12 protein-coding genes and 1 rRNA gene are annotated in these 12582 nt (G+C 65.5%); 8 read left to right on the plus strand and 5 right to left on the minus strand.

The window, feature by feature from the left end; all coding sequences use genetic code 11:
- The first annotated feature begins 29 nt into the window (after positions 1 to 29).
- On the plus strand, positions 30 to 1001 hold the full coding sequence (locus BN3906_RS09060) for an ABC transporter substrate-binding protein (protein WP_066587405.1): 972 nt from the start codon (positions 30 to 32) through the stop codon (positions 999 to 1001).
- A gap of 15 nt (positions 1002 to 1016) precedes the next feature.
- On the opposite strand, the gene BN3906_RS09065 is transcribed toward BN3906_RS09060, so the two are convergent.
- A complete protein-coding gene (locus BN3906_RS09065; protein ID WP_066587407.1) occupies positions 1017 to 1901 on the minus strand; it encodes a siderophore-interacting protein in 885 nt (294 codons plus the stop codon).
- Positions 1894 to 2907, minus strand: coding sequence for an ABC transporter substrate-binding protein (locus BN3906_RS09070; RefSeq protein WP_066587409.1), 1014 nt, complete (start codon positions 2905 to 2907; stop codon positions 1894 to 1896). Before BN3906_RS09070 ends, BN3906_RS09065 begins: the two co-directional genes overlap by 8 nt.
- 72 nt (positions 2908 to 2979) lie before the next feature.
- On the opposite strand from BN3906_RS09070, the gene BN3906_RS14520 reads away from it, so the two are divergent.
- Positions 2980 to 3552: a hypothetical protein gene (locus BN3906_RS14520; protein ID WP_147592899.1), complete on the plus strand. Its 573-nt coding sequence runs from the start codon at positions 2980 to 2982 to the stop codon at positions 3550 to 3552.
- Entirely contained in the window at positions 3447 to 4508 is a 1062-nt protein-coding gene (locus BN3906_RS09080; protein ID WP_066587418.1) for a helix-turn-helix domain-containing protein, read from the plus strand. The genes BN3906_RS14520 and BN3906_RS09080 overlap by 106 nt, the downstream gene beginning before the upstream one ends.
- A 79-nt stretch (positions 4509 to 4587) precedes the next feature.
- On the opposite strand, the gene BN3906_RS09085 is transcribed toward BN3906_RS09080, so the two are convergent.
- Positions 4588 to 5487 (minus strand): LysR family transcriptional regulator, encoded by a 900-nt coding sequence (locus BN3906_RS09085; RefSeq protein WP_066587420.1) that lies wholly within the window; start codon positions 5485 to 5487, stop codon positions 4588 to 4590.
- 90 nt (positions 5488 to 5577) lie between these two features.
- On the opposite strand from BN3906_RS09085, the gene BN3906_RS09090 reads away from it, so the two are divergent.
- Positions 5578 to 6564 (plus strand): EamA family transporter, encoded by a 987-nt coding sequence (locus BN3906_RS09090; RefSeq protein WP_261796941.1) that lies wholly within the window; start codon positions 5578 to 5580, stop codon positions 6562 to 6564.
- A 64-nt stretch (positions 6565 to 6628) separates the two neighbouring features.
- Here BN3906_RS09090 and BN3906_RS09095 read toward each other — a convergent pair whose 3' ends face one another.
- The gene (locus tag BN3906_RS09095; RefSeq protein WP_066587421.1) at positions 6629 to 7948 is read right to left on the minus strand and encodes a hypothetical protein; all 1320 of its coding nucleotides are present in this window, start codon (positions 7946 to 7948) and stop codon (positions 6629 to 6631) included.
- Between the two features lie 157 nt (positions 7949 to 8105).
- On the opposite strand from BN3906_RS09095, the gene BN3906_RS09100 reads away from it, so the two are divergent.
- Together BN3906_RS09100 and BN3906_RS09105 are read left to right on the plus strand one after the other, a co-directional pair.
- Positions 8106 to 8642 (plus strand): peptidylprolyl isomerase, encoded by a 537-nt coding sequence (locus BN3906_RS09100; protein ID WP_066587424.1) that lies wholly within the window; start codon positions 8106 to 8108, stop codon positions 8640 to 8642.
- 105 nt (positions 8643 to 8747) lie between these two features.
- Complete coding sequence (locus BN3906_RS09105) at positions 8748 to 9407, plus strand: rhomboid family intramembrane serine protease (protein WP_066587426.1); 660 nt, start codon at positions 8748 to 8750, stop codon at positions 9405 to 9407.
- Here the strand turns inward: BN3906_RS09105 and crgA are convergent.
- A complete protein-coding gene (gene crgA / locus BN3906_RS09110; RefSeq protein WP_066587431.1) occupies positions 9370 to 9639 on the minus strand; it encodes a cell division protein CrgA in 270 nt (89 codons plus the stop codon). The two genes, BN3906_RS09105 and crgA, sit on opposite strands and share 38 nt — an antisense overlap.
- Positions 9640 to 9773: 134 nt before the next feature.
- On the opposite strand from crgA, the gene BN3906_RS09115 reads away from it, so the two are divergent.
- A complete protein-coding gene (locus BN3906_RS09115; RefSeq protein WP_066587433.1) occupies positions 9774 to 10481 on the plus strand; it encodes an aminodeoxychorismate/anthranilate synthase component II in 708 nt (235 codons plus the stop codon).
- A 407-nt stretch (positions 10482 to 10888) separates the two neighbouring features.
- A 16S ribosomal RNA gene (locus BN3906_RS09120) occupies positions 10889 to 12407 on the plus strand.
- Positions 12408 to 12582 lie beyond the last annotated feature (175 nt).

Genomic DNA, 12582 nt, shown 5'->3' on the forward strand with positions numbered 1-12582 from the left:
CGTCACCAACAACAACAGAAAGTCACACAATGAAGAAACTGCTTTCCTTGCTTGCAGCCGTTGTCCTCGGCGCCGCCGGGACTACGGCGTGCTCCTCCGGCTCCGAACCTTTCACCGGTGACCTGTCCGGCACCACGTTGAAGGTCGGTGACCAGGTGGCAGGAACAGAGAAGGTACTGCAGGCGGCCGGAGAGCTCGACGATGTCCCGTACACGATCGAATGGTCGTCATTCACCTCGGGACCTCCGCAGATTGAGGCACTCAACGCCGGACAGATCGATTTCGCCGTGACGGGGAATACTCCGCCCGTACTCGGCGGTGACACCTCCACCAAGGTGGTTCAGGCCTACGGAAACGACGCGGTAGGGGATGCAGTCCTGGTGAGAGATGATTCCGGCATCTCTACCGTGGAGCAGTTGAAGGGGCGCAAGATTGCCGTCGCCCGCGGATCCAGTGCACACGGTCACCTGGTCCTCCAGCTCGAAAAGGCGGGCCTGTCTGTCGACGACGTGGAGATCAACTATCTGCAGCCTGCGGACTCCAAGTCGGCTTTCGAGGCCGGACAGGTGGATGCCTGGGCGGTGTGGGACCCCTACACCGCCATCGCGGAGCTCTCCGGGGCGAAGGCACTGGTCCGCGCCACCGGAGTGGCCAACGGGTACGGATTCGGCATCACCAGCGACAGTGCTCTCGGAGACGAGGCGCGTACCGCCGCGCTCCGGGATCTTGTTCAGCGCGTGGCCAGAGCCTATATCTGGGCGGACGAGCATCCGGACGAGTGGGCGGCCATCTACGCCGAGGAGACCGGAACGGAACTGGAGGCCGCGAAGCTCAACACGCGGAGCACCAGGTTGGCGATTCCTCTCGACGACAAGGTGAATGAGTCACAGAACAGTCTCATTGACGCGTTCGTGACCGCCGGCGTACTGCCCGAGGGATTCGACTTCGGTGACAAGGTCGACACCAGGTTCACCGATGACGTCCGGCAGTACTTCCGGTGAGCCGGACGGATCCGGTCAGATCTCGATCTCGAAGTCGTCGTCGGCGGTGAGTTCCCGGCCTTCGGCCTGCATCCGGGCGACACCCTGCAGCCGTGCGAGGTCGGTGTCCGTCCCGGTTTTCCCGCGACGCCAGTACCCGAAGACCTGCACCTGTGACCTGGGAAGTTTCCGCTCTTTCAGACTGAGGGCGCGGACGGCACGGATGTCCTCGCGCTCACCGGCAGCCCACACGGTGTCCGTGGCGGGGGTGTCGAGGTCCGCCAGGGCATCTGCCAGGGGGGTGTCGGATTCTCCGGCGAAGATGATCTGTGCCCCCGGGAAGTCCGCGGAGTAGGTCGCGGTCTGCGGGTCCCGGTCCGGCAGTGCGAGAACCACTGTGGCGATCCCGGGTACGGACCGTGCGATGGCTGAGGCTGCGGGGTAGGCGGAGCCGTCGGCGAGGAGGTGGATCCGGCCGGCCGGGTCCACGGCGTCCTGTCCTGTGGGGGCGGGGTGTGGCCGGGGGCCGGAGAAGTCCACCGTGTCCCCGGGGGTCAGTCCGGTCAGCCACCGCATCATCGGGGAGGTCGAGCCGTGGACCACGATGTCGATGTCGGCCGTGGAGGACGCCGTGTCCACGTTGGCCAGGGTGTAAACCCGGCGGCATATCCCGGCCTGTCCGATGAGGGGGCCGAGGGCGTCGTCGGCGTCGGGGACGGCGAGGCGTACCGCGAGATTGGGGTGGGACCAGTCGGCCGGGTCGGTGTCCGCCATGCCCGGGATCCTGCCGCTGACCCGTGCGAGCCACGGGTACCGCCGGGTCACGGAGGTGACCTCGAAGGTGAGGTCGTTGAGCCCGGCCCGGTGCCGGTCACTGTTGAGCAGTGCGTTCACTGTCGTGGCGTCGGGGGTGTCATTCATTTCCGGCTCCGTTCTGCAGTGCGGCGAAGTACGGGTCGAGCTGGTCGAGGATCCAGGGGATGCTGCGGACCGTCGGTCCGGCCAGTGCAGTGGCCGCGGCGGTGTCGAGTTCTGCGACGGATCCGCGCTTCACGGCCCTGAGATCGGCCCAGCCGGCGAGAGTCTCGGGCTTGTCGCCGGTGAGCCACAGTGCCAGCAGGTCAACGTCGAGGGTGTCGAGGTTCTCCGCGGACACGGACACTCCCCGGGCTGTCTCTGTGCCGGACAGCTGGTCGGCGGTGGAGACCATTCCGAGGTCGGTGAAGAAGACGTTGGCGGCGTCCTGTGGGGAGGTGATGACCGAGAAGGCCTGGGCCCGGTAGGCGGCGTAGGCGAAGGTCGAACCCTGCAGTGCGGGGTAGCTGTTCTTTGTGGCGTCCATGTCGGCGTCGACGGAGGAGACCAGTTCGGACGCCTTGTCTTTCTCACCGAGGATGTCTCCGGCTGTGGTGGTGACTTTCCGCCAGTCGTCGATCTTCCCGTCCCCGACGGTGGCTACGGTGGGCGCTACGGCGTTGAGTGCGTCATAGGTTTCCCGGTCGGGCACGTAGCCGGCGAAGATCACGTCGGGGTCTTTCTGCGCGATGGCCTCCATGCCCATTGTGGTGATCAGGTCGGCGGAGGTGGCGGTGACGTCAACTGTCTCGCCCGCGGCGTCCGGGGACCAGGGGGCCCCTTCTTTCGCGGTGCTGTTGACCACCTGGACGTCGACGGGGGAGCCGAGTTCGGCGAAGGCGTCCGTCCAGTTCTGGCTGAAGCTCAGCACCCGGTCCGGGTTGGTGGGGACGTCGGTGGTGCCGTAGGCGTGGGCGACTGCGACGGTGCCGTTGTCCCCGCCACCGTTGTCCCCGGAACTGCCGGAGCTGTCGGGGTTGTCCGTGTCGCCGGAGCAGGCCGCGAGGGTCACTGCGCAGGCCAGTGCGGTGACTGCGGACATGGTGCGGGCGATGCCGCCGGATAGTTTCATTGCATCCTCCAGGGGAACCTCAGACAGCTGAGCCTCAGCTCACTTCACCGCGCTGAGTGTACGGTGTTGACCGTGACAGATGTTGACGGTATTCGTCAGGAAGTTGAACTTCGCCACTGCCAGGTGTGGTGGGTCCTCAGCGGTACCCTCCACATCAGCTGCCGGGTGAGCGACGGTCCCGGACGGCCGGACCAGCCCAGTTCGGGTCAGCCCAGTTCGGGTCAGCTCCGCACCATCCAGCTCGGGGCCGGCCGGGCGACCGTCCTGGACAAGGGCGTCCGGGTCAGTGTCCGTAGACAGCAGGGCACTGTCGCCCTCGGCTACCGTTCGCGGACGGAGGACCCCCTGCCCTTCGACAGGGAGGCCCCGGTCTCCACCGGGACGGTTCCCGCGGACTGGGAGGGCGCCCTGATCGGACAGTTCGCCGAAAGCCTCAGCTACCTTCGCGCCGGGAGAACACCCCGGCCGGCGGCCGTGCCCGTTCTGCACCGGGGCCGCCACTGCCGCTGGACCCCGCCGCCCGGGCGGCCGCCCGGATCATGGTGGAGGATCCCGCTGCGCCTGCCGGAGTCGCGGAACTCGCCTCCGCGGTCTTCCTGTCACCGTCGACGCTCAACCGTCGATTCCGGGAGGACACGTCACTGACCGTCGGCGCCTGGCGATCCAGGCTGCGGATCTCTGTCGCCGCAGAGTACCTCCGGGAACCGGGGAGCACCCTGGAGTCCGCCGCCCACCAGGTGGGGCTGTCCTCGGCGTCCTCCCTGTGCAGGCTCTTCCGCACAGTGGCCGGGACAACCCCTGCCCGCTCCTGTCGTGCGGATCCACCGGAAGACGGTCCACGGCCACCGGGGGAGACCCGTGCGACCGTGAGATCGACCTGGCCACGCACGAACAGACTGCACGTGCTCGTGTGGGCGTTCCGCGGAAACTGCCGGGCCACTGTCGGTGAGACCACCGTGGACGTGGAGGAGGGGCGACTGGTCTGGTTGCCTGCGGGTGTCCCGAACCACCTCACCACCGATCCCGGTGGGATGGTGCTGCCTGTCGGGGCACGTGCCGGGAGAGTCCACGGGATCCGCCGACCGGTGCCCGTCCCGGGCAGGCCGGACAGGGACCGGCTGCTGGGCGTCATCGGCAGGGAGTACGATCCTCTCGCGGCGGAGAGGACCGACACGGTCGACGGCTGGTTCTACGCCTTTCTCTCGGAGGAACCCGGTCCCTCCGAGCAGGGCGGGGAGCAGGGCAGGCAGGGAAGCGCAGCGGGGGGCGATGATTCCGGACTCCGGGAGTCGCGGGTGCTGGAGCGACTTCTCGACGACTTCCGCCGTGACCCGACCCGCAATCTCACCGCACAGGAATGGGCGGAGATCGCCGGATGCTCCGTGGCGGAACTGCGCGAGGCACTCGACGTCTTCGGCATCCCCCGGGTGAGGCGGTGGGCCGGGCATCTCCGCATGGTCGCGGCACGGCGACTCCTGTTGTCCGGGGTACCGGTCGCTGCGGTGGCGCACCATCTGGGGTACTCGGGGAGCGCGTCTTTCAGCCATGTCTTCCGCCGGGCGCACGGTGTCGGCCCACGGGACTTCCTCGGGTACGCCTGAACTTCTCCGGCGCGGGGCGTCCACGGGCCGCTGCGGGAGGCCGGCCCTGTACGGTGTACAGATCCTGATCAGATCCTGCTCAGATCTCCGGGGATTCCCTCCGTGCCGCTGACGCCAGCGCCGCCCTGAACGCCCGCACCGCCGGGTGCCCTGTCTGTCCCTCGCGCACCGCAGTGTAGAGCAGTCGCGCCGGGGATCCCGGCAGCGCCTGGGCACGGGTCTGGTCGAGGAATGTCCCGACCAGGAGTGAGGGGATGACCGCCACCGCGTGTCCGGTGCGCACCAGGTGGGCCTGGAGAAGCGGATCGTCGGTGTCACAGAGGACCTTCGGCACGATACCGGCGTCCCCCAGCATCCGCCGCACCCACCGACCCCCGGGAAGGTACTCCGGGTCGATCGCCCAGGGTGCCTCCGCCAGGGTGGAGAGCGGTTCGGGACCGGGCCAGTCTGACGGGGTGACCAGGAGCAGCGGGTCGGTGAACAGTTCCTGACGTTCCATCCCGGGGCGTACCGGGTCGGGTTCGTCCGGCCACTGGTCACCGATGACCAGGTCGTAGAGGTGTGCGGCCAGTCCGTCGAATGCGGGGCCGATCTCGCGGTGGAACACCTCCACCTGCAGTTCAGGGTGTCTGGCCCTGACCAGGGTGAGTGCCGTGGGCAGGATCGACGCCAACGCCGAGTGGAACGCCGTGACCCGCAGGGTCCCCGACACCCGGGGGGAGGACGCCGCCAGTTCCGCCTCCGCCCGGTCCAGCACCGTGAGCACCTCGTCGGTACGTGCCACGAGCAGACGGGCGGCGTCAGTCAGTTTCACCCCGCGGCCCACCGGTTCAAGCAGGGGGACGCCCGCCTCTTTCTCCAGCCGGGCCAGCTGGTGGGACACCGCGGAGGGGGAGTAGTTGAGCACCCGTGCCACTTCGGCGAGGGTGCCGCGCCGGGCAAGCTCACGGAGGATCGTCAGACGGTGAACGTTCAACATAATTCACCATTATCGGCCGAATACCTGAGCTGGACCACCCGTTCGTCGGCGGTGCACAATACCTGGGTGTCGAACCGCTCCACTGTCTCCGTGACATCTTCCTCATCCACCGCCTTCCCCGTGCTGTGCATCCTGGGATCCTGTGCCTCACTCCAGTTCGGGGCGGCCACAGCGGTGCACCTCTTCGACGACCTCGGGACCTGGGGGGTCACCCTGCTCCGCCTCGGTATCGGCGGACTGGTCCTGCTCGTCGTCTCGCGGCCGGCCGTGCGGGCCTGGAAGGCGGGCCAGTGGAGGTCGGTCGTCCTCTTCGCGGCCACCATGGCGCTCATGAACGGCTTCTACTATGCGGCCATCGGCCTGATCCCCCTGTCCGCGGCGGTTGCACTGGAGTTCACCGGCCCGTTGGTCTACTCCGCGGTGACATCACGGAACCGTGGGGATCTGGTGTGGGTCGGACTCGCGGCCGTCGGTATGGCCGTGCTCGGTGCCGAGTCCTTCGCCGGGGGCGCCGACCTCGACCCGGTGGGGGTGGTCTACGCCCTGGTCGCGGGAGTGTTCTGGGTCGGCTACATCATCTACTCGGCACGGGTCGGCCAGTCCATCCCCGGCACCGGGGGACTGGCGGTGGCCATGTTCCTCGGCGCGGTCATGCTCGCCCCGGTGGGTGCCGCAGGGGCCTTCGTCGGCGTCTCCGGAGGCGACGGCGGGCTGGTGCAGCAGCCGGGACTTCTCTGGTTCGCGGCTGTCACGTCACTGCTTGCCTCGGTCCTGCCCTACACCCTGGAACTCGTCGCGCTGCGGCGCATCTCCGGTGCGGTGTTCAGCATCCTCGTCAGTCTGGAGCCGGCGTTCGCCGCGGCGGCGGGAATGCTGCTTCTGGGGCAGGAGCTCACCGGGTACAGGGTGGTCACCATAGTGCTCGTGATCTGTGCGTCGGCAGGAGTGACCTGGTCCCAGCACCACCAGCGGGTGACGGCGGGGGAGACGGGCGGAAAGGTGGGGCAGGACGGGGACAGTCAGGACGCCGCGGGTGCCGTGCACGCCCCGACCGCGGCCTCACACCCGGCCCCCTGACCGGAGGACCTCCGGACCGGCAGCTGGTCTGACAGCTGCCTCCGGTGTCGTCCGTTTCCGGCTGTCAGAGCCGGTGCTTACCGCTGTCGTCGTCGCCGTCTGCGCTGTCGCTGTCTGACGCCTCAGGAGCTCCCGGGGCCTTGGGGGCGGTGGGGGCCTTGGGAGCAGCAGGTGCCGCAGGTGCCTTCGGGGCAGAGGCGTCCTGCTTCTGCGCCGTGTCCTTCACGGTGTCCTCTGCCGTCTCCTTCGCATCCGCCGCGGCGTCCCTGACGTCCTCGGCTGCATCCTTGACGGTGTCTCCGGCGTCCTTGGCGGCGTCCTTGACGGTGTCCTTCACCTCAGCCGCGGCGTCCTTGACGGTGTCTCCGGCGTCCTTGGCGGCGTCCTTGACACCCTCGGTGACGTCCTTGGCGGCATCCTGCTCACTGGTGCCGGACGTCCCTGCTGCAGGGGTGGGGGCGGGGTTGTTGCGGGGAGTGGACGTGGGCGCAGGGGACTCCTGCCTGCGGAACTTCGCCGCGACAACTGCCACGGCCGCCGCGACCGCTGCGACGACCACCACAGACCGGAGCAGTCCGCGCTTCCTGCCACCGGACTTGTCCGCCTTCTTCAGGGTCTTCGCTTTGACCTTGTCCGCCTTCTTCTTCGCGGACTTCTCGATCTCCGAGGTGGACTTCTTCAGCTGCTTCTCGGCTGTCGCGGCATTCTTCTTCGACTGCTTGGCGAGGTTCCGTGCGGTCTTCTCCGCAGCCTTCCGGGCCCGTCTCGTCTGCTTCTCGGCGGTTGCGGCGACCTTGGGAGCCTCCTCGACCACGGTGTCGATGATGTTCGATCCGGCCTCGCGGAGATCCGAGGCGGTGGACCGCAGAGTATCCGCAGCCGAGGACGCCTGCTTCTTGGCCCGGCGGGAGAGCTTTCCGGCTTCGTCCTTACCAGCCTTACGGGCCTCGTCGGCCTTGAGCGCCAGTGCGGACCCTACAGCGATCTTTGCAGCTTTCTTGGCCACTTTCTTCTCCTTCTTCTCGGCTTTCGCCTGGGCCTTCCCGGCCTTGTTCGACTTTTTCTCCGCCTTTGCGGCCAGTTTCTCCGCCTTCTTCCGGGCCTTTTCGGCACGGGCGGTGAGTTTCGCCACCTTGGCGTCCTCCGCGATCTTCTCGTCGGTGGCCGCAGCCTCCTCCTCGGAGAGAATCTGACGGACGACGGCACGCGTGTGACCGGGGGCGTCGGCGAAGAACTTCTCGCGCTCCTCCGGGGATGTCAGCTGACGGCGCAGAACTTCGAGCTCCTGGTGCCGTGCAGATTCATCGCGTTGTTTCCTGGCCTTGTTCCATGCCCGGCCGCGCTGGGCGGCGAGCAGGGCGATTCGTGCGGTGTTGAGGGCCATGGCCCGGTACTCCTTCGCATCTGGCGTGCAGTCTGTATTGGGCGTTTAACCTCCGATCATAAACACTTCAGCGGTCCAGGGTGGCGGGATACGGTCACAGTGGTGCACCTGTCGCCCGGATGACACGCACCGCGCGCGTTTCTGTACCCTTGGACCCATGAGCGCCCAGAAGACTGCGACCGCGGTTCTGCACACGAACCTCGGCGACATCAGCATCGACCTTTTCGGCAACCACGCACCGAAGACCGTGGAGAACTTCATCGGCCTGGCCACCGGTGACAAGGAAAAGGCCCCCTACAACCAGCCCAACGCCTCCGGGACCACCGAAGGTCCGTTCTACGACGGTGCCGTGTTCCACCGGATCATCGACGGTTTCATGATCCAGGGCGGCGACCCCACAGGCACCGGCCGAGGTGGCCCCGGATACCGCTTCGAGGACGAGTTCCACCCCGAGCTCCAGTTCGACAGGCCGTTCCTGCTCGCCATGGCGAACGCCGGCCCCGGAACCAACGGTTCCCAGTTCTTCATCACGGTGACCCCCACCCCGCACCTCAACAACCACCACACCATCTTCGGTGAGGTCACGGACAAGGATTCCCAGAAGGTCGTCGCCTCCCTGGGACGGGTTGCGACGGACCGTACGGACCGCCCGGTCGATGACGTCGTCATCGAGTCCGTCGAGATCACCGAGTAGACAGGTCCGGCGGAGCGACGGAACAGGGCTCCACCGGCGGTCAGGGACATCTGCCGCCGGGGCCTACCGCGCCCGTCGACCTCACGACCACCGCCCCACGACGACATGGACCACCTGCGCAGATACCTCCGGGACGCCCCGGTGTGCGCCACGTTCGTGCTCGCCTGTGCGGCGGTTTTCTGCGTTGAGGTCCTGCAGTCACGCAGCCTCGGCGATCCGGTCGGAGTCCCCGGTGCAGGCAGTGGTGCCGCCTGGGCGCTCATGGTTGTCGCTCCCGAGATCACCGGGGAGCACCAGTGGTGGAGGCTGGCGACCAGTGCGCTGGTCCACATGAGCATCACGCACCTCCTGCTCAACATGCTGCTCGTGGCTCTTGTCGGCAGGGAGCTCGAGAAAGCCTACGGGGCTGCGGTGACGGCGGTGTCCGTCCTGCTGTGCGCCGTCGGGGGGAGTCTGGCCGCGCTGTGGTTCAGCCCGGATCAGGCAGTGGGAGGGGCATCCACCGTCGGCTACGGGATGTTCGCGATGCTGGTGGGCCTGGCAGTGTCGCGTGGCCAGGATGTGCGGGCCCCGTTGGTGCTCATTGCGGTGAATCTCGCGTACACGGTGACTTCTCCGGGGGTCTCCCTCGCCGGTCATCTGGGCGGACTGGCTGCCGGTGGCGTCATCGCCCTGGTACTCCTGGCCCGGAAGAAGGCACGGAACACGGCACGGAGAAAGCGGGGTACTACTTCCACCCCATGGTCATCAGAAGACCGACGATGAGAAGTCCGAAGCCGATCAGGTAGTTCCAGGCGTTGAGGTCACGCATCAGCGGGATCTCACTGCCGGCGATGTAGTTGACGACGATCCACAGCAGCCCGAGGACCATGAGCCCGAGCATGACGACGATGTAGAGACGCGAAGTACCGGTGGCGTTGAGCTTTACCGGGGTCCGGTGGTCGGCTGACGGTGCACCGGAACCTTCAGGGGTGGTGGAGATCCTGGACTTGGGCATGGGACACTCTCGCTGTCTTCACGGGTACTGCTTCTGGGACGCCCCCAGGGTAGCAGCCGGAGCGACGACCAGGACACAGGTCCCGTCCCCGTGCCCGGAAGGCCCCGCGACCCCGGTGAAGATAGAATGAACGCATGCACATCCTCGTCATCGACAACTACGACAGCTTCGTCTACAACCTGGTGCAGTACATCGGTGAACTCGGTGAACAGTGCACGGTCTGGCGGAATGACGCCGTAGAGCTCGGTGACCCGGACAACGGGGTGGCGGGACTGGACGCCGCACTTGACCGGTTCGACGCGATCCTGCTCTCTCCGGGACCGGGGGAGCCGGCTGCGGCGGGAAGGATGCTGGACGTCATCGCATGGGCGGAAGAGCACAGGACGCCGCTGTTCGGAGTGTGCCTGGGACACCAGGCGATCGCACTGCACTTCGGGGGAAAGGTCGTCCGCGCCGATGAACTGTTCCACGGGAAGACCAGCCCGGTGATCCACAACGGTGAAGGGGTCCTCGCCGGGGTACCTTCACCGTTCACGGTGGCCCGGTACCACTCGCTGACCGTGGACCCGGAGACCTTGCCGGACTGTCTCGAGGTCACCGCGACGGTTGAATCGGGGATGATCATGGCGATGAGGCACCGGAGCCTGCCGGTCCATTCCGTGCAGTTCCACCCGGAGTCCGTCATGACGGAGCACGGTCACCGGATCCTCTCCAACTGGCTGGCGGAGGCGGGACGCCCGGTGGATGACGGGGAGCTGAGGCGCCTGGAGCAGAGGCATGCGGCAGCGCAGGAGGCATCGGCCGCGGTGATTGCGGGGGCCAGCGGCACCGTACTGGCGTGAGCCAGGGTGTCTCCGGCCGCGTTGTCAGGGCGCGGTCCATGGTATCTGACCTGCGGGTTTGTGGTGGTGTGGTGGGGTGTGTAGATTATGTCGGGTCGCTGCGGCCGGCTGGGGGTTGTTTTCCTGGGTTGTGGTTCGTGGTGTGCGGTTGTTGTTTGAGAACTCAATAGTGTGATGAACCAAGTTTTTACAAGTCGCAGATGATGCAGACGGTTCGGATGGTCCCGGCAAGTGGGTGACTGCTTGTTAAATATGGATCTTTTGTTTTCTGTCTGTTGGTTTTTGTGACCTGCGTGCGGTCCCGGTCCCCCGACCGGGGTTGTGCGTGGATGTCCGGTTTTTGTGCCGGATGTCAGCAGTTCAGTTTTTTGTTGTGCCGGTGACGGCTCTTTGTAGGGTTTGTTGCTTTTATGGAGAGTTTGATCCTGGCTCAGGACGAACGCTGGCGGCGTGCTTAACACATGCAAGTCGAACGGAAAGGCCCTGCTTGCAGGGTACTCGAGTGGCGAACGGGTGAGTAACACGTGGGTGATCTGCCCTGCACTTCGGGATAAGCCTGGGAAACTGGGTCTAATACCGGATAGGACCATCGTTTAGTGTCGGTGGTGGAAAGTTTTTTCGGTGTGGGATGAGCTCGCGGCCTATCAGCTTGTTGGTGGGGTAATGGCCTACCAAGGCGTCGACGGGTAGCCGGCCTGAGAGGGTGGACGGCCACATTGGGACTGAGACACGGCCCAGACTCCTACGGGAGGCAGCAGTGGGGAATATTGCACAATGGGCGCAAGCCTGATGCAGCGACGCCGCGTGGGGGATGACGGCCTTCGGGTTGTAAACTCCTTTCAACCATGACGAAGCTTTCGGGTGACGGTAGTGGTAGAAGAAGCACCGGCTAACTACGTGCCAGCAGCCGCGGTAATACGTAGGGTGCGAGCGTTGTCCGGAATTACTGGGCGTAAAGAGCTCGTAGGTGGTTTGTCGCGTCGTCTGTGAAATTCCGGGGCTTAACTCCGGGCGTGCAGGCGATACGGGCATAACTTGAGTGCTGTAGGGGAGACTGGAATTCCTGGTGTAGCGGTGAAATGCGCAGATATCAGGAGGAACACCGATGGCGAAGGCAGGTCTCTGGGCAGTAACTGACGCTGAGGAGCGAAAGCATGGGTAGCGAACAGGATTAGATACCCTGGTAGTCCATGCCGTAAACGGTGGGCGCTAGGTGTGGGGGTCTTCCACGACTTCTGTGCCGTAGCTAACGCATTAAGCGCCCCGCCTGGGGAGTACGGCCGCAAGGCTAAAACTCAAAGGAATTGACGGGGGCCCGCACAAGCGGCGGAGCATGTGGATTAATTCGATGCAACGCGAAGAACCTTACCTGGGCTTGACATACGCCGGATCGCCGCAGAGATGTGGTTTCCCTTGTGGCCGGTGTACAGGTGGTGCATGGTTGTCGTCAGCTCGTGTCGTGAGATGTTGGGTTAAGTCCCGCAACGAGCGCAACCCTTGTCTTGTGTTGCCAGCACGTTATGGTGGGGACTCGCGAGAGACTGCCGGGGTTAACTCGGAGGAAGGTGGGGATGACGTCAAATCATCATGCCCCTTATGTCCAGGGCTTCACACATGCTACAATGGTCGGTACAGTGGGTTGCGATGCCGTGAGGTGGAGCTAATCCCTTAAAGCCGGTCTCAGTTCGGATTGGAGTCTGCAACTCGACTCCATGAAGTCGGAGTCGCTAGTAATCGCAGATCAGCAACGCTGCGGTGAATACGTTCCCGGGCCTTGTACACACCGCCCGTCACGTCATGAAAGTTGGTAACACCCGAAGCCGGTGGCCCAAACTCGTTAGGGAGCCGTCGAAGGTGGGATCGGCGATTGGGACGAAGTCGTAACAAGGTAGCCGTACCGGAAGGTGCGGCTGGATCACCTCCTTTCTAAGGAGTTTTTTGGTTTGTTTCCGCGTGTCCGGTTGTCGGGTGCGTGTGAGTGTTTTTTCCGGGTGGATGATTGTCCGGTGTGTGTCGTGTGTGGCTTGTGGGTTGCCGTTGGTGGTGGCCGGGTTTGGTTTGTCATGGTGTTGGGTGTCTGGGACAGCGACGTTGTCGTGTG

This window comes from Corynebacterium provencense (assembly GCA_900049755.1).
GTDB classification, from domain to species: domain Bacteria; phylum Actinomycetota; class Actinomycetes; order Mycobacteriales; family Mycobacteriaceae; genus Corynebacterium; species Corynebacterium neomassiliense.

Coding starts and splice junctions, on each gene's coding strand:
- BN3906_RS09060 (WP_066587405.1), top strand. CDS start 30: ATGAAGAAACTGCTTTCCTTGCTTGCAGCCGTTGTCCTCGGCGCCGCC.
- BN3906_RS09065 (WP_066587407.1), bottom strand. CDS start 1,901: ATGAATGACACCCCCGACGCCACGACAGTGAACGCACTGCTCAACAGT.
- BN3906_RS09070 (WP_066587409.1), bottom strand. CDS start 2,907: ATGAAACTATCCGGCGGCATCGCCCGCACCATGTCCGCAGTCACCGCA.
- BN3906_RS09080 (WP_066587418.1), top strand. CDS start 3,447: ATGGTGGAGGATCCCGCTGCGCCTGCCGGAGTCGCGGAACTCGCCTCC.
- BN3906_RS09085 (WP_066587420.1), bottom strand. CDS start 5,487: ATGTTGAACGTTCACCGTCTGACGATCCTCCGTGAGCTTGCCCGGCGC.
- BN3906_RS09095 (WP_066587421.1), bottom strand. CDS start 7,948: ATGGCCCTCAACACCGCACGAATCGCCCTGCTCGCCGCCCAGCGCGGC.
- BN3906_RS09100 (WP_066587424.1), top strand. CDS start 8,106: ATGAGCGCCCAGAAGACTGCGACCGCGGTTCTGCACACGAACCTCGGC.
- BN3906_RS09105 (WP_066587426.1), top strand. CDS start 8,748: ATGGACCACCTGCGCAGATACCTCCGGGACGCCCCGGTGTGCGCCACG.
- crgA (WP_066587431.1), bottom strand. CDS start 9,639: ATGCCCAAGTCCAGGATCTCCACCACCCCTGAAGGTTCCGGTGCACCG.
- BN3906_RS09115 (WP_066587433.1), top strand. CDS start 9,774: ATGCACATCCTCGTCATCGACAACTACGACAGCTTCGTCTACAACCTG.